At 45.1% G+C, this 24,400-nt stretch carries 18 protein-coding genes and 1 tRNA gene; 1 reads left to right on the top strand and 18 read right to left on the bottom strand.

Annotation, left to right across the window (positions count from 1 at the left end):
• Window positions 1-10: 10 nt before the first annotated feature.
• The 14 genes from MKX60_RS09955 to MKX60_RS09890 form a co-directional block, all read right to left on the bottom strand.
• Window positions 11-1,843, bottom strand: coding sequence for a polysaccharide biosynthesis protein (locus tag MKX60_RS09955; RefSeq protein ID WP_341059673.1), 1,833 nt, complete (start codon window positions 1,841-1,843; stop codon window positions 11-13).
• Window positions 1,844-1,884: 41 nt separating this feature from the next.
• The gene (locus MKX60_RS09950; RefSeq protein WP_042191248.1) at window positions 1,885-2,571 is read right to left on the bottom strand and encodes a CpsD/CapB family tyrosine-protein kinase; all 687 of its coding nucleotides are present in this window, start codon (window positions 2,569-2,571) and stop codon (window positions 1,885-1,887) included.
• Window positions 2,552-3,331, bottom strand: a complete 780-nt coding sequence (locus MKX60_RS09945; protein WP_339266788.1) for a YveK family protein — start codon at window positions 3,329-3,331, stop codon at window positions 2,552-2,554. The genes MKX60_RS09950 and MKX60_RS09945 overlap by 20 nt, the downstream gene beginning before the upstream one ends.
• 125 nt (window positions 3,332-3,456) lie before the next feature.
• Complete coding sequence (locus MKX60_RS09940; RefSeq protein WP_341059670.1) at window positions 3,457-5,484, bottom strand: S-layer homology domain-containing protein; 2,028 nt, start codon at window positions 5,482-5,484, stop codon at window positions 3,457-3,459.
• A 137-nt stretch (window positions 5,485-5,621) separates the two neighbouring features.
• Window positions 5,622-6,404, bottom strand: a complete 783-nt coding sequence (locus MKX60_RS09935; protein WP_076300707.1) for a tyrosine-protein phosphatase — start codon at window positions 6,402-6,404, stop codon at window positions 5,622-5,624.
• Window positions 6,405-6,508: 104 nt separating this feature from the next.
• Window positions 6,509-7,165, bottom strand: a complete 657-nt coding sequence (gene yihA / locus MKX60_RS09930) for a ribosome biogenesis GTP-binding protein YihA/YsxC (RefSeq protein ID WP_042191256.1) — start codon at window positions 7,163-7,165, stop codon at window positions 6,509-6,511.
• A 12-nt stretch (window positions 7,166-7,177) separates the two neighbouring features.
• Window positions 7,178-9,541, bottom strand: coding sequence for an endopeptidase La (gene lon, locus MKX60_RS09925; RefSeq protein ID WP_042191259.1), 2,364 nt, complete (start codon window positions 9,539-9,541; stop codon window positions 7,178-7,180).
• A gap of 291 nt (window positions 9,542-9,832) precedes the next feature.
• On the bottom strand, window positions 9,833-11,542 hold the full coding sequence (gene lonB, locus MKX60_RS09920) for an ATP-dependent protease LonB (RefSeq protein ID WP_042191261.1): 1,710 nt from the start codon (window positions 11,540-11,542) through the stop codon (window positions 9,833-9,835).
• Between the two features lie 861 nt (window positions 11,543-12,403).
• Window positions 12,404-13,075 (bottom strand): type IV toxin-antitoxin system AbiEi family antitoxin domain-containing protein, encoded by a 672-nt coding sequence (locus MKX60_RS09915; protein WP_341059669.1) that lies wholly within the window; start codon window positions 13,073-13,075, stop codon window positions 12,404-12,406.
• Window positions 13,076-13,206: 131 nt separating this feature from the next.
• Window positions 13,207-14,334, bottom strand: a complete 1,128-nt coding sequence (gene ispG / locus MKX60_RS09910; protein ID WP_036685055.1) for a flavodoxin-dependent (E)-4-hydroxy-3-methylbut-2-enyl-diphosphate synthase — start codon at window positions 14,332-14,334, stop codon at window positions 13,207-13,209.
• A gap of 109 nt (window positions 14,335-14,443) precedes the next feature.
• Window positions 14,444-15,700 carry an ATP-dependent protease ATP-binding subunit ClpX gene (clpX, locus tag MKX60_RS09905; RefSeq protein ID WP_042130648.1) on the bottom strand — a complete coding sequence of 419 codons (1,257 nt, stop codon included), beginning with the start codon at window positions 15,698-15,700 and terminating at the stop codon, window positions 14,444-14,446.
• Window positions 15,701-15,712: 12 nt separating this feature from the next.
• A complete protein-coding gene (gene clpP, locus MKX60_RS09900; RefSeq protein ID WP_036685049.1) occupies window positions 15,713-16,303 on the bottom strand; it encodes an ATP-dependent Clp endopeptidase proteolytic subunit ClpP in 591 nt (196 codons plus the stop codon).
• Between the two features lie 284 nt (window positions 16,304-16,587).
• Window positions 16,588-17,922, bottom strand: coding sequence for a trigger factor (gene tig / locus MKX60_RS09895; RefSeq protein WP_076286460.1), 1,335 nt, complete (start codon window positions 17,920-17,922; stop codon window positions 16,588-16,590).
• 98 nt (window positions 17,923-18,020) lie between these two features.
• On the bottom strand, window positions 18,021-18,866 hold the full coding sequence (locus tag MKX60_RS09890) for a hypothetical protein (protein ID WP_256716400.1): 846 nt from the start codon (window positions 18,864-18,866) through the stop codon (window positions 18,021-18,023).
• A gap of 280 nt (window positions 18,867-19,146) precedes the next feature.
• Between MKX60_RS09890 and MKX60_RS09885 the strand changes: the two genes are divergently transcribed.
• A tRNA-Arg gene (locus MKX60_RS09885) sits at window positions 19,147-19,220 on the top strand.
• A gap of 714 nt (window positions 19,221-19,934) precedes the next feature.
• Here MKX60_RS09885 and pstA read toward each other — a convergent pair.
• From pstA to MKX60_RS09865, 4 genes are all read right to left on the bottom strand, one after another.
• Window positions 19,935-20,810 carry a phosphate ABC transporter permease PstA gene (gene pstA, locus MKX60_RS09880; protein WP_339798279.1) on the bottom strand — a complete coding sequence of 292 codons (876 nt, stop codon included), beginning with the start codon at window positions 20,808-20,810 and terminating at the stop codon, window positions 19,935-19,937.
• Window positions 20,807-21,754: a phosphate ABC transporter permease subunit PstC gene (gene pstC, locus MKX60_RS09875; RefSeq protein WP_341059667.1), complete on the bottom strand. Its 948-nt coding sequence runs from the start codon at window positions 21,752-21,754 to the stop codon at window positions 20,807-20,809. The genes pstA and pstC overlap by 4 nt, the downstream gene beginning before the upstream one ends.
• Before the next feature lie 82 nt (window positions 21,755-21,836).
• Window positions 21,837-22,697: a phosphate ABC transporter substrate-binding protein gene (locus MKX60_RS09870; RefSeq protein ID WP_076286457.1), complete on the bottom strand. Its 861-nt coding sequence runs from the start codon at window positions 22,695-22,697 to the stop codon at window positions 21,837-21,839.
• A 55-nt stretch (window positions 22,698-22,752) separates the two neighbouring features.
• Entirely contained in the window at window positions 22,753-24,189 is a 1,437-nt protein-coding gene (locus MKX60_RS09865; protein WP_076286456.1) for a stalk domain-containing protein, read from the bottom strand.
• Window positions 24,190-24,400 lie beyond the last annotated feature (211 nt).

Raw genomic sequence — 24,400 nt, 5'->3', positions numbered from 1 at the left:
TATGAATGATTTAGCTGATAGCAACTTGGGCAACGGGCTGCATCGGTACAATTTGATTGATTATTTCGCGAATAACTTCAGGTTCTTCGGCGAGAACACGTTCCAAGCGTTTAAATTCCAGTTCTAGCTGATTCAGACTTATCACATTAGGTCTACCGATAAAGATTCTCCCATGATCTGTAGAGCCTAAATTCTCTTCATCTGTTAATAGTTCTTCATATAACTTCTCGCCCTCACGAATACCGGAGAACTGAATATCAATATCCCTATAAGGTTCATAACCAGAGAGAGTAATCAAATCTTCCGCTAACGTTAGAATCTTTACTGGTTCTCCCATATCCAGAATGAACACTTCGCCACCTTTGGCAAAAGAACCCGACTGGATTACAAGCTGAACGGCTTCTGGAATCGTCATAAAATAACGGACCATTTCTGGATGAGTAACAGTGACTGGACCACCAGCAGCAATCTGCTCTTTAAAGGCCGGGATTACACTTCCACGACTGCCAAGCACGTTTCCAAAACGAACAGCTGAGAACTTTGTTCTACTTGTGGTATGCAGACTTTGCACATACATTTCAGCAATACGCTTAGTTGCGCCCATCACACTCGTTGGGTTAACCGCTTTATCCGAGGAGATCATTACAAATCTCTCCGCACCATATTTATCTGCACAATCCGCAACATTCCTTGTTCCGAAGACATTATTCTTAATGGCTTCAGAAGGGTTCCGCTCCATCAATGGGACGTGTTTATGTGCTGCCGCATGAAAGACAACATGTGGCTTATGGCTGCTGAATATGTCCATCATCCGGCTGCGGTCCTGCACATCCGCGATTACGGTAACAATATTCAGATCAGGAAACTTCTTACGAAGCTCCATTTCAATCATGTAAATGCTGTTCTCCCCGTGACCAAGTAACATTAGCTTATCGGGACCAAATGGGGCAATCTGCCGACAGAGCTCTGAACCAATAGATCCACCAGCCCCCGTAACTAACACAGTCTTGTGGTGTACATAACCTAGAATACTGTTCAAATCTGCTATTATCGGCTCACGACCTAGTAAATCTTCAACGCTAACATCTCGCAGTTTTTTCACTGATATTTTTCCCGCGATCAGATCGTTAAGCGCTGGTATAATCTTTAGCTTGGCCCCTGTCTTCTTCGCAAGATTAATAATTTCAGAGATTTCAGTACGTGAAACGGAAGGCATAGCGATAATAATCTCATGAATTTCCCGTTCTTTCACAATAGCGGGAATCGCGTAACGATTGCCCAACACTGGCACACCCAATATAGACAAATGATATTTATTGATACTATCATCAATGAAACCTACTAGCTTCGTATGAGCAAAAGAAGGCCCCATCATTTCCCTAGCAATTAATATTCCACAATCGCCTGCACCTACAATTAGTGTATGGGTCTTAGTGTCTTTGTAATTGATTCGATCATTATGAAGTACTCTCCACAAAAATCGAACTCCACCTACTAATAAAAGAATAGTCTCCATCGACCGAACTTCTATGGCAAGAGGTACTCTATCCGGCAAAATTAGATACGCCAGTGCAAATGAAAATAAAGACCCTACTACAATAGCTTTAGAAACCGATATAATCTCACCGATACTGGCATATTGCCACATTCTTCGGTAAAGACCGAAGTATATCAGGCTTCCACCGAATGCAAATGTTGCAATCACACCAAATTGCAGCATCTGTACAACGTATTCCTGAAGAGCATGGTTAGGGTACCGAAACAAATAAGATGTCACAATACTGAACCAAATGATCGCAAGATCAATGAAGAATAAAAGAATCACTCTAGATTTCGCTGTCATTTTCAGTGCCTCCAAAAACAACATTATTGTTAAAGAACAAATCAATTTCCATAGTAGTAGTAATAGTAACCTTCGCTGGCTTTACGTTTTACATTATTGAGAACCACGCCAAGCATTTTTGCACCTACACGATCGAGGTTAGCTTTAGCTTTTACAGCAATATCCCGCTTTACCTTGCCATAGCTGACAACCATAATGACACCATCACTCTTGGAAGCCATGATCTGCGCATCTGTAACCGCCAATAACGGTGGAGTATCAATAAGAATGACATCATAACGCTGGCGCAAGTCCTGCAAAAGAGTACTCATCCGATTAGAAGCCATCATTTCTGCTGGGTTTGGAGGAATCGGTCCTGAGGTCATAATGGAAAGATTGGAAACACCAGAATCTTGGACAGTATCCTCAAGAACCGCCTGCTGCGACAGTAGTGAAGATAGCCCAAATCGGTTACTAAGCGAAAAAGTCTTATGTGCTGTCGGTTTCCGCAAATCACCGTCAATCAACAATACCTTCTTATCTGCCTGTGCGTAAGCCGCAGCTAAATTAGCAGAAACTGTTGATTTACCTTCCTCCGGTCCGGACGAAGTTACCATGATTACTTGAATAGTCTCATCTACAGAGGAAAAATCAATATTTGTGCGTAGCGCACGAAACGCTTCAGATACAGGGGAGCGAGGGTTCGTAACGGTAATTAGATGTCGTTGTTTATTTGGCAGCTGTGACATGTTCGAGTTCGCCCGCCTTTCTGGATGTTTGCGTCTGTGCCTGTGTTGCGCCTTGTTTGCTTTCTTCTGAACCCAATCTTGTAATCATCGCTATCGTTGGTAGACCAAGATATTTCTCAATATCTGCTTCAGTCTTCAGCGTATCGTCCATGTATTCCAGCAAGAAAGCAATCCCTAAACCAATCATCAAGGAAACGATGAAAGCTATAGCCATATTCATTAAGACATTCGGTTCTACAGGTCCTGGCTCAATAAGTGGATTCACTTTGGCCTCATTCAGAATCGATACGTTCTCCACGTTAAATAGGTTAGGAATCTCATCCTTGAATACAAGTGAAATGGCATTCACGATTTCAGCAGCTCGCTGATATGAATTATCTCGAACGACAAGTGTCATCACCTGCGTATTATTGACGGAGCTCACATTAACCTTCTTCAACAGTTCTTCTGCAGTAATATTGAACTGCGGATAATCTCTCGTAACAATATCAAGGATGGCCGGAGTCTTAATAATTTCCTTATACGTATTAATCAATTGAATATTAGTATTAATCTGGTTCAAATCAAGCTGCGCTGCTGCCGATTGAGTCGGTGTCTGGTTAACAATAATCTTAGTAGATGCTTCATACACCGGATTCTTAATATACAGACTGTATACACCAGCAACACCGCACACCAAAACAACTATGCTAACAATCAGCCATAGTCTCTTCCTGACGATCTGAAAATAATCGCGAAGATCCAATTCTTGTGATGACAAGTGTAATTACCTCCAAGCTATTTCTGAAATATTTCGTTACTATATTACAGCACTTCCCTATTGGCAAAAAATTGCCTCCTCTCACCTACATGAGAGGAGGCTGTATACTATACTTTTTTAATTACTTACTTGAAGTTAATAGTACGGTAGATAATTACTGCTGCTTCAGCACGAGTTGCTGTATCGTTCGGGTTGAACTTACCAGCATTTCCGATAACCAAGTTATGATCTGCTGCGAATGCTACGCCATCTCTCAAAGATGCGCTGATCTTAGCAGCATCGGAGAATTGGCTGATTGCCGTTACATTCGTTGTTGCAGCTGGATTGATAGATTTCACTGCGCGGGAGATCATAGTTGCCATCTCTGCACGTGTGATAGTTGCATTAGGATCGAACTTAGCCGCACTGCGTCCAGTAATGATTCCTTTTTCTGCTGCAACTGCTACATATGGTGCATACCAAGCAGTTGAACTTACATCGCTAAAGCTTTGTACAGCTGAATTATTCTCCAGGTTAAGCGCACGAATCAGCATTTTAGCGAACTCTGCACGAGTTACATTGCTCTTCGGTGCGAATTTACCTTCGCCTACGCCTTCAATCGCGCCTTTTGCAGCTACGACTTGAATTTGTTTGCCAGCCCATGCTTGTACACTAGCAATATCCGTAAAGTTTACTTTATTCTCAAGCACTGCATAGGATGAGAAAGTATCACGTGGTTCTACGATGAACTCTCCGTCAAGAACACCACCTTGGAATTGCAGGCTACCGTATACAAGCTTCGCTACGGACAGCAATTCTTTATCAAGACCATCAGTATTCTTAAGCGGAAGTTTAATGGTGATTGGTTGTTTGAATGTGCTAGTCGCTACACCATCCACACTGAGTCCGAACTCGTATACATCCGAAGCCAATTTCAGTTTGGTAACAGAAGTTACCACTTCTGGTTTAGCAGTTGTTACAGTCAATGCGATTGCTGTGCTGAACTGACTCACTGGAATTGTTACGGTTACGCCATTAAAGGTTACTGCGATATTCGCAATGCCATTCGTCTTAGCTGCTTCAACAATAGCTTTGGACAACGGAACTTCAACAGTAGGCGCAGTGATCGTGCCAAGATTCAATGTCAGCGTAAGGGCAGTACCTTCTTTACCGGCAGCTTTAGCTGCAGCAGCAAGATTAGCCAATGCATTGATTGTATCGGTATCTACCAATTTCACAGTTGCTTTACCATCTACTACTTGTACCAGTTTAGATACATCATAAGTAGCAGCGGCTGCCAGCTTCTGATCCACAGTTAGTACAGGTGGAGTTGTTACGGAACCTGAACCTGAACCGGATCCCGGAGTACCAGGTTCAGTAGTTGTAGATGATTTCAGATACGCGTTATAGTAAGCTTTCGCCAGAACCAAAGCTGCTGCTTTTTCATTAGTAAGTCTAGATTCAACATTATTCTTGGTTGCTGCAATCATATCTTTAGTAATCTTAAGATTTGCAAGAGACGCTCTCAAGGAATAGTTGGCAGTACCAATGGTGCTGTCGAGAACAATAGTCTTCACTTGATTCGCCAATTCACTGTTCGGATGAATAATAAGGTCAGCCAGATCCGTTTCTGATTTTCCTTTTAGCAAGTTAATTAGTTTCTGTTCAACACCGTTCGAACCAAAGATGAAGCTGTAAACTTCTTCAACGGAAAGATCTGTAACACCAGCTTGTTTACCGATCTCCTTAAGTAGTGCTTGATAAGCCTCATAGTTTGGGGACTTCAGAATATCTTTCACTGCGGATAAATCCGGAGTATAGATAGACGATACTACTTCTAAATAGAGATCAAACAATGTAGATTTTTGTTCAGCGCTGAGCTCAAGTTGAGCCAAAACAGGTGCAAAGTCTGCTTCCAGTTGTTCACGTGAAAGAGTTTGAAGCTCAGTACGGAAATCACGAAGCGTCTGCTTATCAGCATCAGTAAGCGTGCTATAAAGCTTCGTTGCACGCTCCTTCAAGCTTGCAAAATCCACGCTAGTCGCAGCGGATGCTGTTCCAACGATTCCAAACTGCGCTGCCAATCCTTTGCTGCTAAGCGGAAGTCCTGCTACTGCAACCGCTGCCATGCTAACTGCCAATGTTGATACTACTAGTTTCTTTTTCAAAGTCACTAAATATCCACCTCTTTATATGTATTTAAATCCCTTTTGTTACTATAGTCCTAGACTATTTCACCTTATGTCTACACTATTACGTATATCAACGATTCACCCAATAAAACCCATTCTACCACTATTAGGTAGATTAGTCAGCCCTTTCGGGAAAAAATCCCAAACAATTTGTGTCGATTCCCCCTTTTTTGTACGTGATTACCACGAATAACCTCTCCATTTGCCACAATTTGCTGAGAGTTCTCGCGCATATAGTCGCGCATCTCAGGACCTAATTGTTTCTCTAAAACCACATAAGCAGCATTTAATCCAAAAGGACGATGAACACTGTCATGTGCATCAGAGGCCAACACATGTACTGCATTTCTACGACATAACTCCAGAGATAGCTTCTGAAGTTTATTCCCGAAGACGCCTGCAAGACTTTGTGCGGTTACCTGACCGAGTGATCCCAGCTCTATCAATCTTTCTAACTTAGAAGGATCGGCAGCTACTTCAGCATTACGCTCCGGATGGGCGATGACCGGAACGAACCCTTGAATGATCAACTCGTGACAGATTTCTTCCATGTTGCGTGGGACTCGTGAAGAAGGCATTTCTAGCAAAATATACCGCGAGTCTGCAAGACTTAGCAGTTGCCCCCGCTCCAGATCATCCAGTAAATCTCCGTACACTCTGATTTCCTGACCTGGAAGAACAAGCAGTGGATTGCCATGCTGACGAAGTTTCTCATTCATCAGATCCACTGCTTCTCTTATACTAGCGGAGTTATTCATATATTGACCGTTGGCGTGATGTGGTGTGGCAATGACGGATGTAATCCCGTCCCTATAGGCGTCTTGCGCCATGGCGAGAGCGGATTCCCAATCAGTAGCTCCGTCATCCATAAAGGGTAAGATGTGGCAATGGATATCTTTCATATGTTATCTATCGGTCCCTTCACATAGAAAATTTAGTTTTACCCATAAAAAAATACAACCATTCCCAAATGGAATGGTTGCTTGATTGTAAATGAGTTCTTGTCTTATGCTTCAGTAGGTTCCTCTTGCTGAGGTTCATTTCCATCTATTTCAGCATCTTCAGAATCTGGAGAGGAGAGAACATACCCATCAATCAATCCCCAAAGTTCTTCTTTACCAAGGCCAATCTCTGAAGAGAATGGAATGAAATTATCCCCTGGCAGCACGCCAAGCTCCTGCTTCATGATCTTGATATGCTTTTGCCAGCGAGTCTTCGGAATCTTATCCGCCTTAGTCGCTACTACACACATAGGAAGATCATAATGCTTCAACCAGTCGAACATCATCTTATCATTGCTGGTCGGCGGATGACGCAGATCCACGATGAGCAGAACAAGCTTCAACGTATCGCGCTCAGATAGATATTTTTCTACCATCTTGCCCCATGTTGCACGTTGCGTCTTCGACACTTTAGCATATCCGTAACCTGGAAAGTCAACAAAATACATGCTGTCTTCATTGATACGGTAATAGTTCATATGCTGGGTCTTACCTGGAGTGGAGCTTGTCCGAGCCAGATTCTTGCGGTTAATCATTCGGTTAATGAGGGATGACTTCCCTACATTGGAGCGCCCTGCCAGAGCAACCTCTGGCAAAGCATCATCAGGGTATTGATCAGGGCCAACGGCACTGATTATAAATTCGGCAATATTAACTTTCATAGGACTTCCTTTCTAATGCACACTACTCGGTGGCTCACTGCTAATTTCATTATGATGCTCAACTAACGCATGATGCAAGACCTGATCCATGTTAGATACTGGTATGAACTCCACATCATTGCGTACGCTCTCTGGAATTTCTTTCAGATCACGTTCATTGTCTTTGGGAAGAAGGATCTTTTTATATCCAGCACGGTGTGCAGCTAAAGACTTCTCTTTCAGTCCACCGATCGGCAATACACGTCCACGTAGGGTGATCTCACCGGTCATAGCCACATCTTTCGAAACATAACGCTTCGTGAGTGCAGAGATCAAAGCGGTAGCAATCGTAATCCCTGCAGACGGGCCATCCTTCGGAATCGCACCTTCAGGAATGTGGATATGAATATCAATCTTCTCATAAAAATCGGGCTGGAGTCCCAGCTCCTCCGCCTTCGAACGTGTATAACTGAAAGCGGCCTGCGCCGACTCCTTCATTACATCGCCCAGTTGTCCAGTAAGCGTCAGCTTGCCCGTTCCCTGCACGACAGTTACTTCGATCAGCAGCGTATCGCCACCAACCTCAGTCCAGGCCAGTCCAGTTACTGTGCCAATCTGATCTTCAAGCTCCGCCATACCGTAACGGTATTTCGATGCACCCAGGTAATCCTTGATGTCATCCGGTAGAATGACTACACTTTCTTTTTCCTTGGACACAATCTGTTTCGCGGCTTTGCGGCATAACGCTGCAATCTGCTGCTCCAAATTACGCACACCGGATTCACGAGTATATTCACGCACGATACGCAATAAACTGTCGTCTTCGATGATCAGCTGATCTTCTGCAAGACCGTGGTTCTTCTTCTGCTTCGGCAAAAGATAACGGCTACCGATCTGCAATTTCTCCAGTTCCGTATAACCCGGAATGAACAGCATTTCCATCCGATCAAGTAGCGGACGCGGAATGTTATGCACTACATTCGCTGTTGTAACAAACATAACGTTCGACAAGTCAAACGGCAGCTCTACAAAATGGTCACTGAACGTATTGTTCTGTTCTGGGTCCAATACCTCAAGCAATGCGGAGGATGGATCGCCACGGAAATCTGCAGCCATTTTATCAATTTCATCTAGCAAGATAACTGGATTAATCGTTCCTGCCGTCTTCATCCCTTGAATGATTCGGCCTGGCATCGCACCCACATAAGTCCGGCGATGACCACGGATCTCAGCCTCATCACGCACACCGCCAAGCGAAATGCGCACGAACTTACGATTGAGTGAACGGGCGATGGAACGAGCCAGTGAGGTTTTGCCCACACCTGGAGGCCCTACAAGACATAGGATCGGACCTTTTAGCTTCTTCACCAACTGCTGAACGGCTAAATATTCCAATACCCGTTCCTTTGGTTTTTCCAAACCGTAGTGGTCCTCATCAAGTACCTGTTCTGCCTTCTTGATGTCAAGGTCATCTTCTGTCTGTTCATTCCAAGGAAGACCCAGCAGCCAATCCACATAATTGCGAATTACGCCACCTTCCGCTGAGCTCACTGGCATTTTTTCCAGACGATCGATTTCCTTCTCCATCTTCTCTTTCACGCGTTCCGGCAAATTCTTCTCTTCCATTAGATTCCGCAGCTCTTCCGCTTCTCCCACCCGACCTTCCTTCTCGCCGAGTTCTTTCTGGATCGCTTTCATTTGCTCGCGCAAATAATATTCCTTCTGCGTCTTCTCCATCTGCTTCTTCACACGTTGATTGATCTTGCGTTCAAGCTCCAGCACTTCACGCTCATTATTCAGAATATCAAGAAGCTTCTCTAGCCGTTTACTTACATCAATCGTCTCAAGAATTTCTTGCTTATCTTTAATCTTCAGCGATAGATGGCTCGTAATGACATCCGCAAGACGACCAGGCTCCTCAATATCGGATACAGCAGCCAGTGTCTCTGGTGTCACTTTTTTGGATAACGTTATATAGTGTTCGAACTGATTAAGTACTGTACGCATCAGCGCGTCACACTCTTGATCGCCATCTTCCTCTTCTGGTAGCTCGCGCGCCATAACCTCATAATACTCATCATTATCGATATAATTAATAATTTCGGCTCGTTCTACACCCTCAACCAGTACACGAATCGTACCGTTTGGCAGCTTCAGCATTTGCCGCACATTCGCGACAGTACCGACCCGAAAAATATCGTCCTGACCAGGCTCTTCAATATTCACTTCCGACTGTGAACACAGAAGAATTAAATTATCTTCAACCATAGCTTTTTCTAGTGCCCGAACTGACTTCTCACGGCCCACATCCAAGTGAAGAACCATGCTTGGGTACACAAGAAGACCTCTTAGCGGTAATAAAGGAAAACGACGACCTTTTGTTTTATTTGTCATCATCGCTTTCGCACCTCCCATGGCTCTCAATTAATCTCATATGAATTCATTCTAACAAAAGCAGCCCCAAAACACCAACAAAGTACTTGCAATTTAAGAATAAACAACCTTATTATCCTTAAAAAACAGCAACGCTTCTCAAAGAAATGCAAGGATTATGGAAAGTGTGAATCTATACTTTAAAAAAGGAAGCAGCAGACATGCCTGCGGCTCCCTTTATTTTACAGCGGCAAATCTCGATTTACTTATCGAAACCATAACACCCTAGCTTACATTTTAGGTAATAATTTAAGCTCAACCCTTTGCAGACTCTCCAGCGGCATCAGCCTTCAGAAGTGAAGGTGCTGCTGAGAATAGCTCTCCAGCTACTGCTGGTAGCCTTACATCTGCTGTATCGGCGCCAAACAGATGACGGAATACTTCTTCCACCGTTTCCATTGGAATGACGCGTAGTGGGGCGAGGTCAGCGAATAGGGACTGCCAGTTTTCTTTTGGAATAAGCACCGTAGTAGCTCCTGCCTGAAAAGCAGCCTCCACCTTCGCAATTACACCACCAACAGGCTTCACACGCCCATGTATGCCTATCTCACCAGTGATCGCTACGGTATTATCCACTGGAAGACCACGAATAGCGGAGACGATAGCAACTGCCATCGCAACCCCTGCTGAGGGTCCGTCAATGGGTGTTCCACCTGGAAAGTTCACATGCAGATCATAACGGTCTGGTTCCAGATTCATGGTACGCAGTACGGTCAATACGTTCTCAACGGAGCCTTTAGCCATGCTCTTTCTCCGAATCGTGCGAGAACCTCCACCAATCTCTTCCTCATCTACTACTCCGGTTACGTTCAATCTACCTTGACCGTTCTGCGCAGGTGCTGCGGATACTTCGATCTCGAGCAAGGTGCCCATTCCTGGTCCATACACTGCAAGTCCGTTAACCAATCCAATCTGCGGCGCGGAAGGAATCTTGCGCTCTGTTCGAAGTGGAAGCTGGCTACTGCCTGCCACCCATTCTACATCAGCAGCACTTAGCGTATCTCTCTGCTCCGTTAGCGCTAGTCCAGCAGCGAGCTGAATCATATTGACCGCCTCCCGGCCATTTGTTGCATATTGCTGCACAACAGTGACTGCTTCAGGGCTGGGCTTCAGTCCGATCTTCTGTATCGCGTCACGCGCGATGACTGCAATCTCATCCGGCAATAGCGGACGGAAATAAATCTCCATGCAGCGTGAACGCAGCGCGGGAGAAATCTCATCCGGGGATCGCGTAGTCGCGCCTACTAACCGGAAATCAGCGGGTAAGCCATTTTGAAAAATATCATGAATATAAGCCGGAGTATTATTGTCCTCCGAATTATAATACGCGCTCTCTAGCAGAACCTTCCGGTCCTCCAGCACCTTTAGCAGCTTATTCATCTGAATGGGGTGAAGCTCACCGATCTCATCCAGAAAAAGAATCCCGCCATGCGCCTTCGTCACCGCTCCTGGCTTTGGCTGCGGCACACCTGCTACGCCCATGGCTCCAGCACCTTGATAAATAGGATCATGCACCGATCCGATTAACGGGTCGGCAATACCACGCTCATCAAAACGAGCGGTCGTCGCATCAATTTCAGTGAATTTGGCGTCACTTTTAAAAGGGGAAAGGACATTTTTTTTCGCCTCTTCCATGACCACGCGCGCCGCTGCAGTCTTGCCGACTCCTGGCGGACCATAAATAATCACATGCTGCGGATTAGCACTACATAGTGCGGCCTTCAGGGCGCGGAGCCCATCTTTTTGCCCAACAATATCTCCAATAGAAGCCGGCCTAGTTTTCTCCGACAATGGTTTGGTTAGTGAAATCATACGCATCTTCCGTAGTTTATCCAGTTCCTTACGCGACTCTCGGTCTACCGCCGTCTTGTTTGTCTTCTGACCCCGCAGCAGATTCCAAAAGTATACGCCGATAACCAGCGCGAAAAAGAGCTGCACGATCATCACAACTATACTTAATTCCATAGGTCATCCTCCTGTTTCGTTCAGTCTACCTTTCCACCTTTGGCTACTATTAGGTAGTATAGCCGTTTCGGTAATTAGTAAACGCACAATTGAGGATTTGTTGAATTGTTGGTGTAGGACAAGTAGCAGGAATTTATAAATGGGGGGTTGAAAGTTCTAAGGAGTGCTAGATGCACCTCAGATTCTCCCCCCTCTAGCAGAAAGATAGAAGCAAGAACAGCTGTGGACCTTGCAGCTAAGTTCAGTAGGTACCTATTTCCGTCGACTGTTTCGCTCGGGGCGTTGACTCATCTATAGAAGAAACTTAAGTTAGTTCTCAAAGCTGAAAATTAAGGGATTCTTCCTAATTATCTGTTGTTTATGGCCTCTAAGCAGATAATTAGGGAATTCCTCCCTGATTATCCGGTGTTCATGACCTCCAAGCTAACAATTAGGGAAAACCTCCTTGATTATTCGCTGATTAGGCTGTAAACAGGGGAAATCGCCTGTTTTTTAGGGAGGTTTTCCGTAAAAAGCTCGATTTGGAGCGATTTTAGGATTATTTCAGGGAGGTTTTCCCTAATTACTTCTTATTGATCCAGACCTCGCTACACACTACGCACCTTATTGCCTACTCTCTCCATACCACGTTACTTATCACGCAATTAACCACATTCCTTATCACATCCCTATATCACGTTCCAAATCAAGCATATTGCCAAGCTCCTATCTCACTCCTACCGCGCTCCATACCAAGCTCCTTATCTCCCCTTACTTCGCACCTTAACGAGCCTTCACATCCCTTCCTCCATTCGCACCTCCAACATCCCATACGTATATTTCGCCTAAATTAACATCCAATCAACCCTCAAACTTATTAGCTCAATCCCAGTAATAAAGGACATCACGAGCCAGCCTATACTCAACATTTTTGACACCGATCCCCCTTGTCACAGGGGTTAGCCAGCCCTTTTCACACAACTTCATCAACATCAAACGTACCGTTTTGGGGTCTATAGCAAAATACTCTGCTACATCTTTGGGACGAACTATCCCTGCTCGGCGAACCACTAATCGCATGATTTCCTTCTCAGCAAATAGTAATTTTCCATGCGGTGCATCTACAATTAAGTAACGGCTTAGCACCACACGCAGCAGTGTAATGCATAGCTCTGGGCGCTGTTCCACATCGTCATAGGCAAATGAAATTACTTGGTAACCCATTCCGTACAGAAACGTCTCACGATTTAGCTCATTACAATACTTCAGCCTGTCCATGTCCCTCACATGCGCTGCATACCCTTTGATCTCGAACAAGAGCTTGATAGGCCCCGGCAAAAAAGCATAATCCGCGAAATAAGATCGTCCGCGCCAATCCAGCACTTCATACTCCGGATGTAGATCATTGAAATCTCCACGAAGCGGCCACCATACATTCTGTAAAAACATTTCTTCGGCATGACGATGCCCTCTCTCTAGCCTTCCTCGTCGTTCCCCATTCCTGCTTGCTAGATGTTTCTCAATAAATGTTTCATGGGCTTGTTCATAATGCATTCAATGTCCCCCTTAATCATTAATTCCACGCAAAAAAAACGCCCCGTTCCCACCACCGGTTATACCGGGGTGTAACAGGGCGTTCTTCGCCACTTATTATGAATTGAATCATTAATTCGTAAAAGACCAAATTACTTTGATTGCACCGGAGGTGCAAGGTTAGCGTGAGCGCGGCCTGGGATTTCTCCTGTTGCCTCATACGCTACAACAATCGCATCGATTTCCTTCTTCAGCTCGTTCACGAGTTCCGCTTCAGGCACCTTACGAATCATCTGACCGTAACGGAACAACAAACCTTCCCCACGGGCACCAGCAATACCAATATCCGCTTCACGCGCCTCACCAGGACCATTAACGGCGCAGCCGAGCACGGATACTTTAATAGGCACCTTAAGCTTCGAAATGTATTCTTCCACCTCATTAGCGATGGAGAAGAGATCTATATCAAGTCGTCCGCAAGTCGGACAAGAAATGAGTGTTGCCGCGTTAGAGATCAGACCGAAGGTCTTCAACAGCTCGCGTGCCACCTTAACTTCTTCCACTGGATCAGCGCTAAGCGAGATACGCAGGGTGCTGCCGATGCCCATAGAGAGCAGTGCACCGATACCCGCGGAGCTTTTTACTGTACCGGCAAACAAGGTGCCGGATTCTGTGATCCCGAGGTGCAGCGGATAAGGAATAACTTCCGCAGCCTGACGGTAAGCTTCGATGGCCATTGGCACATCGGATGCTTTTAAAGATACGATAATGTCGTGGAAATCCAGCTCTTCCAGAATCCCAATATGGTACAGTGCACTTTCTACCATAGCTTCTGGAGTCGGATATCCGTATTTCTCCAAGAGATGATTCTCCAAAGAACCGGCATTTACACCAATCCGAATCGGAATTCCTTTTTCTTTACACGCTTTAACTACTGCTTCTACCTTCTCCCGACGACCGATATTGCCCGGATTAATCCGTACTTTATCGATGCCGTTCTCAATAGCCATCAGCGCGAGCTTATAGTTAAAATGAATATCCGCTACGAGTGGGATATGAATCTGCTTCTTGATCTCCTTAATCGCGGCGGCTGCCTCTTCATTGTTGACAGTAACGCGTACCAGTTGGCAGCCTGCTTCCTCAAGCCGTAAAATTTCGGCTACAGTAGCCTCCACATCAGCTGTTTTGGTTGTACACATGCTTTGAATCGCAACCTCGTTGTTTCCCCCAATAATGAGCCCGCCAACATTGACAGGACGGGTTTGGTGTCTCAAGAACATGATTTTTCTCCCCCATAACGCCAAAGCTCCACCCCTTCGCAACCGCTAGTGAAGCGGGATAAGCGGAAGAAAGGTGGAGACAGTGACATGTATTGTTAAGGTAAGCAGCTTACGCGCTTTCCTCTTTCTTTTTGTCTTTCTTAAGGTTCAATTCAGGCAAAGCCTTCTCTTGAACGACCTGCTCCGTGATCACACAATCCTTAATATCATCGCGTGAAGGAACTTCATACATCACATCAAGCATGATACTCTCAATAATCGCGCGCAGTCCACGGGCTCCCGTATTGCGTTTGATCGCTTCCTTGGCAATCGCTTCGAGTGCCAACGGTTCGAACTTCAGCGCTACGTTATCCATTTCCAGCAGCTTGATGTATTGTTTCGTGAGTGCATTCTTAGGCTCGGAAAGGATACGCACCAGCGTATTCTCATCAAGCGGCTCCAAAGTCGAGATGACCGGTAGACGGCCTACAAATTCAGGGATTAATCCGAATTTGAGCAAGTCTTCAGGCAATACCATCGACAAATATTCGCCAGGCTTGAGATCCTTTTGTCCTTCAACTGCTGCGTTGAAGCCAATGACTTTTTTACCGATACGGCGTTTAATCATTTGCTCCAGACCGTCAAAGGCACCGCCCACGATGAACAAGATGTTCGTCGTATCAATTTGAATAAACTCTTGATGAGGATGCTTACGACCACCTTGTGGAGGTACGGAAGCAACCGTTCCTTCGAGAATCTTCAGAAGTGCCTGCTGTACACCTTCACCGGATACGTCACGAGTAATGGACGGGTTCTCGGATTTACGTGCCACTTTATCAATCTCATCAATATAGATAATGCCGCGTTCGGCTTTCTCCACATCATAATCTGCCGCTTGAATCAGCTTAAGCAGAATGTTCTCAACATCCTCACCGACATAACCAGCTTCCGTTAGGGAAGTAGCATCTGCAATCGCAAACGGAACGTTGATAATCTTCGCCATCGTCTGTGCGAGCAAAGTTTTACCCGAACCTGTTGGACCGAGCAAAAGAATATTACTCTTCGTCAGTTCAACATCTTCGATTTTGCTTTGGCTGTTCACACGCTTATAGTGATTGTAAACTGCAACAGACAGCGATTTCTTCGCTTGCTCTTGACCGATTACATATTGATCCAAAATATCGCGGATTTCCTTTGGTTTCGGAATATCCTTCAGATCAAGCTCTTCCTCATGACCGAGCTCTTCTTCCACGATTTCCGTGCAAAGCTCGATACATTCGTCACATATATAAACGCCCGGTCCTGCTACAAGCTTACGAACCTGCTCTTGTGATTTGCCGCAAAAAGAACATTTCAATTGCCCTTTTTCATCATTAAATTTAAACATCTAACCACCCCTTTAAGATTTCATCGGTGAAGAAAGAACCTGGTCAATAAGCCCATATTCCTTGGCTTCTTCCGCGCTCATGAAGTTATCGCGGTCTGTGTCCCGTTCGATTTTTTCAAGGGGCTGACCTGTGCGATCTACATAAATTTGATTCAACTTCTGTTTCGTCTTGAGGATCCAATCGGTATGAATCCAAATGTCGGACGCTTGACCTTGAACACCACCGAGCGGTTGATGAATCATAACTTCGCTGTTAGTCAGCGCGTATCTTTTGCCCGGAGCCCCAGCTGTTAAAAGGAGCGATCCCATGCTTGCCGCCATCCCTACACAAATGGTTGAAACATCCGGTTTGATATATTGCATCGTATCGTATATACCCATGCCGGCTGTTACTGAACCACCGGGTGAGTTGAGGTACAAGTGAATGTCCTTCTCGGGATCATCTGCTGCAAGGAACAGCAATTGAGCAATAACCAGATTGGCGACATCATCGTCAATCGCACTGCTTAAGAAAATAATGCGATCCTTGAGCAATCTGGAATAGATATCGTATGAACGTTCCCCACGACTTGTTGATTCCACAACCATTGGTACCAGACTCATGCCACCAACCTCTTTTCTCTATACAGATTAGTCTTATCGTTTCAAAAATATTTTAACACGTTCACGGCCCGATGTCATTTTTTCACTACAGCAGACCTGTCCACCGCTTGTGATAGTGACGTCATCACGCCAATTTCCTTAATACCATACGCTCATACGGATACCTATGTAATCACATATATCTGTGCCCGAGGATAAAAATAAGGCACGTAACGAAACTTACGTGCCTTATCATATCTGTATGGAGGCCGATTGCTCGGCCGTTCTAGGTAGTTTGAAAAATCTTACTCAGCTTTAGCGTCTTCAGCAGCTGGTGCTTCTTCTACTGCTTCAACTTCTACACTATTGCTAACAAGGAAATCAATGGTTTTGCGCAAAGAAAGTTCTTCGCTCAAGCTGCCCAGTGAACCGTTAGCTGCCAAGATGCTGCGAATTTCTTCTGGAGTACGTTTGTAAGCTTCAGCCATAGTAGCCAACTCTTCGTTAACTTCTTCTTCGGAAACTTCAATGTTCTCTTGTTTAGCGATAACTTCCAGTACCAGGTTGTTGCGAACGCGTTTTTCAGCATCGCCTTTCATTTGGTTCTGCAAGTCTTCACGAGTTTGACCCGAGAAGCTAAGGAACATATCCATGTTCATACCTTGTTGACGAAGACGAGTGTCGAAGTCACGAACCATGTTCTCAACTTCGCTGTTGATCATTGCTTCTGGGATCTCAACTTCAGCGTTTGCTGCTGCTTTATCAACAACTGCGTTCTCGCGAAGGCCTTTCAGTTCATCCTGTTTACGGGATTCGAGCTGAGCTTTCAGATCTGCTTTGTACTCTTCCAAAGTTTCGAATTCACTTACATCTTTAGCGAACTCATCATCGAGTGCAGGAAGTTGTTTGCGTTTGATTTCGTGCAGCTTCACTTTGAATACTGCTTTCTTACCCGCAAGGTTCTCTGCATGGTATTCGTCAGGGAAAGTAACTTCAACATCTTTGAAATCTCCAGTGGACATTCCCACTACTTGCTCTTCAAATCCAGGAATGAAGGAGTTGCTACCAAGTTCAAGAGAATGACGCTCAGCTTTTCCGCCTTCGAACGGTACGTCATCAACATATCCGTCAAAATCGATCACAGCGATGTCGCCGTTAGCTGCTGCTTCTTCTTCAACTACTACGAGTTCAGCATGACGCTCTTGCAGACGAGCAAGCTCAGCGCTCAGCTCTTCTTCAGTCACTTCAGCTTTTTGTACTGGAACTTCCAGACCTTTGTAATCGCCGAGCTTCACTTCAGGTTTAACCGTGATCTTCGCTTTGAAGATAAAGGATTGACCTTTAGCAAATTGCTCAATATCAACTTCAGGACGGTCTACAGGGAAGATGTCAGTTTGTTCAACTGCTTCACCGTAAGCTTCAGGAAGAAGAATGTCGATTGCATCTTGGTACAAGCTTTCTACACCAAAACGGGATTCAAAGATCGGGCGTGGCACTTTACCTTTACGGAAGCCTGGTACGTTAGCTTTCTTAACGACTTTGTTAAAAGCTTTATCAAGTGCTGCTGCAACGCGTTCTGCGTCAACTTCTACTTCAAGAACTCCAAGGTTCTTCTCTATTTTTTCCCATGTTGCTTTCATATTATACTTTTCCCTCCAAAATATAGGTTCACAAGTTTACTTCAAAAAATGATACAATCCACGCACAGAATAACCATTATATTATATACAACATTACTTTATTTATCAAGTAGAGAAGTCTTTACAAAACCCTTGAGCGCACGATATGCCCCCTCAAATTGAAAGCGCATGCCGTCTGTAATGCCGTACATTCCACGAGTCTCCTCCTCTTGCCGTGTACCGTTTAAGCTCTCAGATACAAACTGGTGTAACGCCCCCGCCCAAATATCTAGTAGCGCGTCTTCCCCATCCAGTATTTTCCGATACTCTTCCGATCCATAAATCGACATGACGAACTGGCCCCAGAGCTCCTGTGCAAAATAATACAGCGTAGGCTCATGTACCTCCGCCTGCTCGGCTACCCGCTCGAGCACCTGACTCACCTGTGGTGGAAAATCCTCTGTCTGCAGCGGTACACTTTCAATCTCTACAATTGCTGTTTCGTGACCACGAATCAGATTCACTGTTCCCTGTATCCCACGCCGCCGAAGGGTCTGCAGGGTCCGAAATTGCAGCAGTGGGTGAACATTATCCCCCTGCAGCCATGCCGTCAGCGCCTCATCGACTCCGCCGCCTTCCAGATATGAAAGCTGCTCTAGTGCTAGGATTGTCGCCTCTGACAACGGCTCATTCATTATCCGCTGCAGCAGCTTTTGAGGATACCCCGCATCCTCAGTCATTTTTGATTTGGCCAAGAGACGGGCCATATCTTCTTCCCTTAAATCTTCGTCTTCGGGGTGAACGGCTCCTTCCGCATCTCCATTCTGAGAGGCGTAAGGGAAAGCTGTTTCGAGCCATTCCAGCAGAGACCGCCATTCCTCGTAATTTCGTTCTTCCTGTCCTTGACACTGCAACAAAAAACGCAGCAGCTCCATCGCTTCCCCGTATCGTTCACTCTCCAGCATCACCGTAAGCTGGATTTGATAATAGTCCAGTGTCTTGGGAAACAGGACGATATTCTCTTTTGTGGCGGGGGAATCTGAATCTTTAATGAGGGCACCTCCTTATAGCTAATTATGTGAATTGAATTCTAAAACGTCATAAATGTTATTAAGACCTTAAGCTTCTTCCGAAACTTAATAATTGTAGATTATAGCATACCCCGTACTCTTTTTAAAAAACAGCTTGAAAAACATCGGCGTACATGATATGATAACTCCTGCTTGCTTTTCAGCCAGCAATCATGTCCCGGTAGCTCAGCTGGATAGAGCATGCGCCTTCTAAGCGCACGGTCAGGGGTTCGAATCCCTTCCGGGACGTCAGAGTAACAGCCTTCCTTCGGGGAGGCTGTTTTTGCGTTCAGGGGATGCGAAGCACAGAGGTTCGTCGGAGTATAGGCATCGAAAGCATACGCTTCGCAGTAAGCCCTGACCCGACAGCTGGTGATGCTTCTCGGGGCATCTTAAGGTGGTGTGTCGGCTGGTCTATGATCAGTGCACTAGGCTTGTTGAGTAACTAAGTCTCGGCCGAGTACAGTTGGCGTTCCTCATACCATCCTTGGGCGCTGTATCAACTGCGGTACGCTCGATACACTAGATTGGTTGAGGGAACTAGGAGCTCGACGGTGGTGTATTATGAGCAACTGGGTATCGGATTCGTGGCAGCTTACATTAGGACGAGGACCTTTCAGTTTTTGGAGCTACATAGGTTGAACAGATCGAATGGTTATTTCCTGCCGAGACTATAGTTTTAGGGAAATCCTCCCTGATATTTACCTATAATCTCAAAAAAACAAACTTTTTAGGGAATTCCTCCCTAAATATTTCCTAAAAACCGCTAATCATGAGTAATCAAGGATATTTCAGGGAGGTTTTCCCTAATTATGCTTCTAAAGAGCATAAAACGCTGAATTTTAGGGAGATATTCCCTAATTACGAATAAACAACTTCAATCCAATACTAATCCATCGACACCCCATCAATAACCCTATAAACAAATAAAGGCCTACAGGCTTCCCCCGTAGACCCAATTCATTACTTCCGGCGATTTCCCAGCCACAGCGGAAATCGAAATACAAAATTGATAAACAAAACTACAAATACAAGTACGGCTGCCGACTTATCAGCAATTTGACGCGCATCTTCTACAATCGCCTCGGATTGTACATACCAAAGATGTACGGCCAGTGTTTCACCCGGCGAGAACAGATTGAAATCCCACATTTCGCCCGAGGTACTGAGACCAGCGGTAAGGATAATAACCGCAGACTCCCCGAAGGCGCGTCCAGCAACGAGACAAATCCCAGTAACAATGGCAGACATTGCAACGGGCAGAACTACCGTGCGGATCACGTGGAATTTAGTCATCCCAAGCGCATAACCAGCCTCGCGGATCTCCCCGGGGACAGCACGTACCGCTTCCTCTGTCACTCGCGCAAGCATAGGTAGATTCAGCAGTGCCAAGCTGACGCCTCCGCCAAGAATCGTCAGACCGATATCGAAATATTCCGCAAAAATCGCGAGTCCGAGCATACCGAACACAATCGATGGTACCGATGACAGAGATTCTACGCAAATACGTAGTGCGCCTGTAAATTTATTGTCTGGTGCATATTCAGCCATATAGATTCCCGCACCCAAACCAATTGGAACGGAAATAAACAGCGAGATGAACAAAATGTAAAAGGAGTTAAACAGCACCGGGCCAATCCCACCACCTGCGTCAATCTCTTCAGGCTGTTTAATCAAGAAATCGGGCCGAAGTGCCGGTAAACCTTTACTAAGAATCGTGAAGAGCAGCCAGAAGATCAGCAGCATGACTAAAGCCCCAAGCGTATAAAACCCTATGGTTGCAATTTTATTGTTTCTTTGAGCCCGCGCTGTATGCTTTGTACTTGCGAATCCGTTCACGCTGCATCCCTCCTTTTTCTACCCAGCACGCGGATGATCAGAATTAATACAAATGATATTACTAGCAGGAGAAATGCCATCATATGTAGCGCATAGTTCCATGTAGAGTCAAACTCTACATTGGAGATTTGCATAACGATGTTACTAGTTAGCACCGATGCTGGCGTGAATAACATCTTCGCCAATTGCGGTGTATTCCCGATAACCATAACTACAGCCATCGTCTCACCCACAGCACGAGTCATACCTAGAATAACCGCAGAGATAATTCCCCGGCTAGCCGCAGGCAGTACTACACGCATGATGACCTGTAAACGGGTAGATCCAAGAGCATATGCAGCATCACGATATTTGCGCGGCACAGAGACAATGGCATCATCACTGATTCGGCAAATCGTTGGCAGCACCATTAATGCGAGCACCAGCGCAGCAGCTAACAAGCCATCGCCTAAGCTCTCCCCACTAATTCTGCGCAAGAAAGGAAGTAATACCGTTAAGCCTATATATCCGTAAACAATTGAAGGAATCCCTACCAATAAATCTAGCACTGGACGGATAAAAGTCTTCATCCATTTTGGAGCAATCTCTGCACAAAGTACTGCCATCCCTACCGAAATAGGAACTGCGATCAGCAGCGTTAATGCAGTTAGTGAAAGTGTATTTACAATGAAGGCAGCCGCTCCAAAAGAATCCTCTTCCGGCGTCCAGTTAAAGGAAAAGAAAAAGTCCGCAGGCGAGAGATGGCCGAACAGAAGCATAGCCGTTTTGCCGATAAATAGAATTACAAGTCCAAGCACGAAGCAAAGCGCAAGAATGCTGAATAAAAAATAAAACTTAAACAATTTGTTGCTAAACAAATGTCTACCATGACGTTTAGGATTAGCGCTAACCTGCGTTACGCTCTCTTTCCCCCTAGTTGCCAAGCCTTGGACTGGTGCCCCCATACTTTCCCTCCTGTAAGCGGCCACCCCCGTATCAAGATCGGAGCTGGCCGCTGTTACCGTTCAATATGATCTTTAGATGTTATTAGCCCTTCATTGCTGCGATCGGAATAAATTTAAGCTTTTTCAGGGAACCTTGTTGGAACTTCTTGCTTTGTACGTATTCGATGAATTCTTTTGTAGCGCCAGTAGGTTGGCCTTTAGTCATGTAGTAACCATAAGCCCAGATCTTATAAGATCCATTGATTACGTTGTCTGTAGTAGCAGCTATACCGTTGTGTTTAACAGCTTTTACGTCGCCACTTACATATACAAGGTCGATATAACCGATAGAGTTAGGAGTTGTTCCTACGGCAGTCTTCATGTCACCGGATGAACCTGTTTCTTTGTAGTTCTTAGCTTTTTTAACGATATCTCCGCCATCCAAAGCTTTAGCTTGATAGTTAACGCGTGTACCGGAACCGAAAGAGCGAGTGATAACCACGATGTCAGCATCTGAACCGCCTACTTCTTTCCAGTTCGTGATTTTACCTGCGAAAATACCTTTAAGCTGTTCAGTTGTAAGGTTATCTACACCAACATTTTTGTTAACGATTGTAGCAAAAGGAATAACTGCTACTTTGTTTGCTACTTGACCGTCAAAAGCTTTGAAGCCTGGTACGTCGATGCTAGCATCCCAGTCGCAAGCACCGATATCAGCGATGCCTTTTTTAACAGCTTGAGGTCCAGTTACTGAACCTTTACCTGAGGCTGCGATTTTCACTTTAGGGTGCAGCTTTTGGAATTCTTTTGCCGCTTGAAGCGTCAATGGAAGAAGTGCGGTTGAACCGTTAACTGTGATTTTACCTTTAAGTGAATCGGCTGCTGCTGCAACCCCTGCGAAAGATGCGGTTACCGCAATTACAGCCGTTAGAGCCGTTACTGTTAGCTTTTTGAAAATCTTCATTTGTATTATTTCTCCTCTCGGCTCTACGCCGTTAAAATATGATTAGGGATATTTATTATTTCGACAGTTGCAATGCTTTACCGCCTTGAACCACCCATACACCGCCATCACTTACGATAGCAAGCTTGCTTCCATCATTCGAAACAGCTACTTCAGATACATCTTCAGTGGAGCGGAACAGCTCAGTCTTAGCTCCATTGTTATCAACGGAATAGACTACTGTGCTTCCATCTGCCGCTGAACCTGCTACAACCAAGCCGTTCTTAACGCCAGTAGACCAAGTTACTTCAACATCAAGTGCAATGTTGCTGCTTTTTCCGTCTGCTTTTACAACCTTCAATGTGTTAGCTGCGTTACCCTCAGCATCTGCACTCAGGTAAACGACGCTACCATCAGCAGAAATTTCAGGGTACAGTTTGTTATCCGGTGTAGTTGTCAGTGCAGCTGGTTTAGCATCTTTCGTAGCCAGGTCAAGCTTGTAAAGCTGCTCTCCAGCAGAGCTGAAGTCTACAGTAAGAGAATCTTCTGTGCTGTCCGCATCGTTTTTAGCAACACCCGTCAAGTTAACGATATAAACGGCGCTCTTTTCATCAGCGGAAATGCGCAGTTCGGATTTATTTTCTACTTTGTCTGCCAATACGGATTTAACTTCACCAGTGTCTACAGCGATTTTTGCGAGTTTCTCTTGCTTGTCACCTTGGACGAAGTAAATACTTTTACCATCGTTCGACCACACCAGATCCGTTTTTACACTATTGTCAGTGCCAAGTGTCTTAGTAGCTCCGCTAGACAGGTTAATCAGATTCAACAAACCAGTCTCATCATTGAAAGCTCCCCACTGCCCATCCGGCGATACTGCAAAATCTACTGCACTGTCATTTGATGAAAATACTTCGTAGTTACCTGGCTCTGTGCTGAACTTGATAAGTTGAGCAGATTCAGCATCACTTTTGTTCGCAATCAGACTTCCAGCTGCTGTCCAGTGCAAAGTATCAAACAATCCTTCAGGACGAGCAAAGCTTAGAATCGTGCTAGCGTCAGCATCCAGTTCTCCACCTAATGCATAAACTAACTTTGAAAGCTCTACATAGGTTTTACCGTTATAAAATACTGGAGCAACTGTGAATGTCTCAGAATTACCATCTACTTGATAGCTCTTTGAGCCTGTTTTGAGCTTCACATTATGTAATCCTTTGCTGTCATTAAGTTCAAACCCGCCAGCTCCAAGTACTAACTTAGCTCCAATTTCACCAGCTACCTGATTCAGCGAGTACAACTTGTAACCACTGCTATTAATGGTGTTAAACACAATCGGCGTACCATTTACATTCCAAGTGGCTGTACCTTCTTTAACTGCTGTTTTTGCAGCGGTTTGATTGGTAGCCACAGATTTTACATTACTGCCGATGCTAGCTGCAGATACACTCCCAACGCCTACAGTTGCAAGAAGTGCTGAAGCCAACGTTGCGCTAATCCATTTACTGTTTTTCAATTAGATTCACCCTTTTCGTATAGGTAACTGCTAATGTCATTTTCGTCTACAATTGTCAACTCTGTTGCAGAGGAATGTTATGGAAATATTAACTATAATTATTTTTTTGAAAAAGTAGGTATATTAGCGTACTAGACTGCTAAATTCAGATAAACCAAATGGACTAGACACGAAAAAGCCTCATGGGGGATAGCTCTGCGGGGTGCAGTAG

The sequence above is a fragment of the Paenibacillus sp. FSL R5-0914 genome, from assembly GCF_038004525.1.
GTDB lineage: Bacteria > Bacillota > Bacilli > Paenibacillales > Paenibacillaceae > Paenibacillus_AQ.
This window is presented reverse-complemented; position numbering and strand designations above follow the sequence as displayed.

Coding starts and splice junctions, on each gene's coding strand:
- MKX60_RS09955 (WP_341059673.1), bottom strand. CDS start 1,843: ATGACAGCGAAATCTAGAGTGATTCTTTTATTCTTCATTGATCTTGCG.
- MKX60_RS09950 (WP_042191248.1), bottom strand. CDS start 2,571: ATGTCACAGCTGCCAAATAAACAACGACATCTAATTACCGTTACGAAC.
- MKX60_RS09935 (WP_076300707.1), bottom strand. CDS start 6,404: ATGAAAGATATCCATTGCCACATCTTACCCTTTATGGATGACGGAGCT.
- yihA (WP_042191256.1), bottom strand. CDS start 7,165: ATGAAAGTTAATATTGCCGAATTTATAATCAGTGCCGTTGGCCCTGAT.
- lon (WP_042191259.1), bottom strand. CDS start 9,541: ATGATGACAAATAAAACAAAAGGTCGTCGTTTTCCTTTATTACCGCTA.
- lonB (WP_042191261.1), bottom strand. CDS start 11,542: ATGGAATTAAGTATAGTTGTGATGATCGTGCAGCTCTTTTTCGCGCTG.
- MKX60_RS09915 (WP_341059669.1), bottom strand. CDS start 13,075: ATGCATTATGAACAAGCCCATGAAACATTTATTGAGAAACATCTAGCA.
- ispG (WP_036685055.1), bottom strand. CDS start 14,334: ATGTTCTTGAGACACCAAACCCGTCCTGTCAATGTTGGCGGGCTCATT.
- clpX (WP_042130648.1), bottom strand. CDS start 15,700: ATGTTTAAATTTAATGATGAAAAAGGGCAATTGAAATGTTCTTTTTGC.
- clpP (WP_036685049.1), bottom strand. CDS start 16,303: ATGAGTCTGGTACCAATGGTTGTGGAATCAACAAGTCGTGGGGAACGT.
- tig (WP_076286460.1), bottom strand. CDS start 17,922: ATGAAAGCAACATGGGAAAAAATAGAGAAGAACCTTGGAGTTCTTGAA.
- MKX60_RS09890 (WP_256716400.1), bottom strand. CDS start 18,866: ATGCTGGAGAGTGAACGATACGGGGAAGCGATGGAGCTGCTGCGTTTT.
- pstC (WP_341059667.1), bottom strand. CDS start 21,754: ATGGGGGCACCAGTCCAAGGCTTGGCAACTAGGGGGAAAGAGAGCGTA.
- MKX60_RS09870 (WP_076286457.1), bottom strand. CDS start 22,697: ATGAAGATTTTCAAAAAGCTAACAGTAACGGCTCTAACGGCTGTAATT.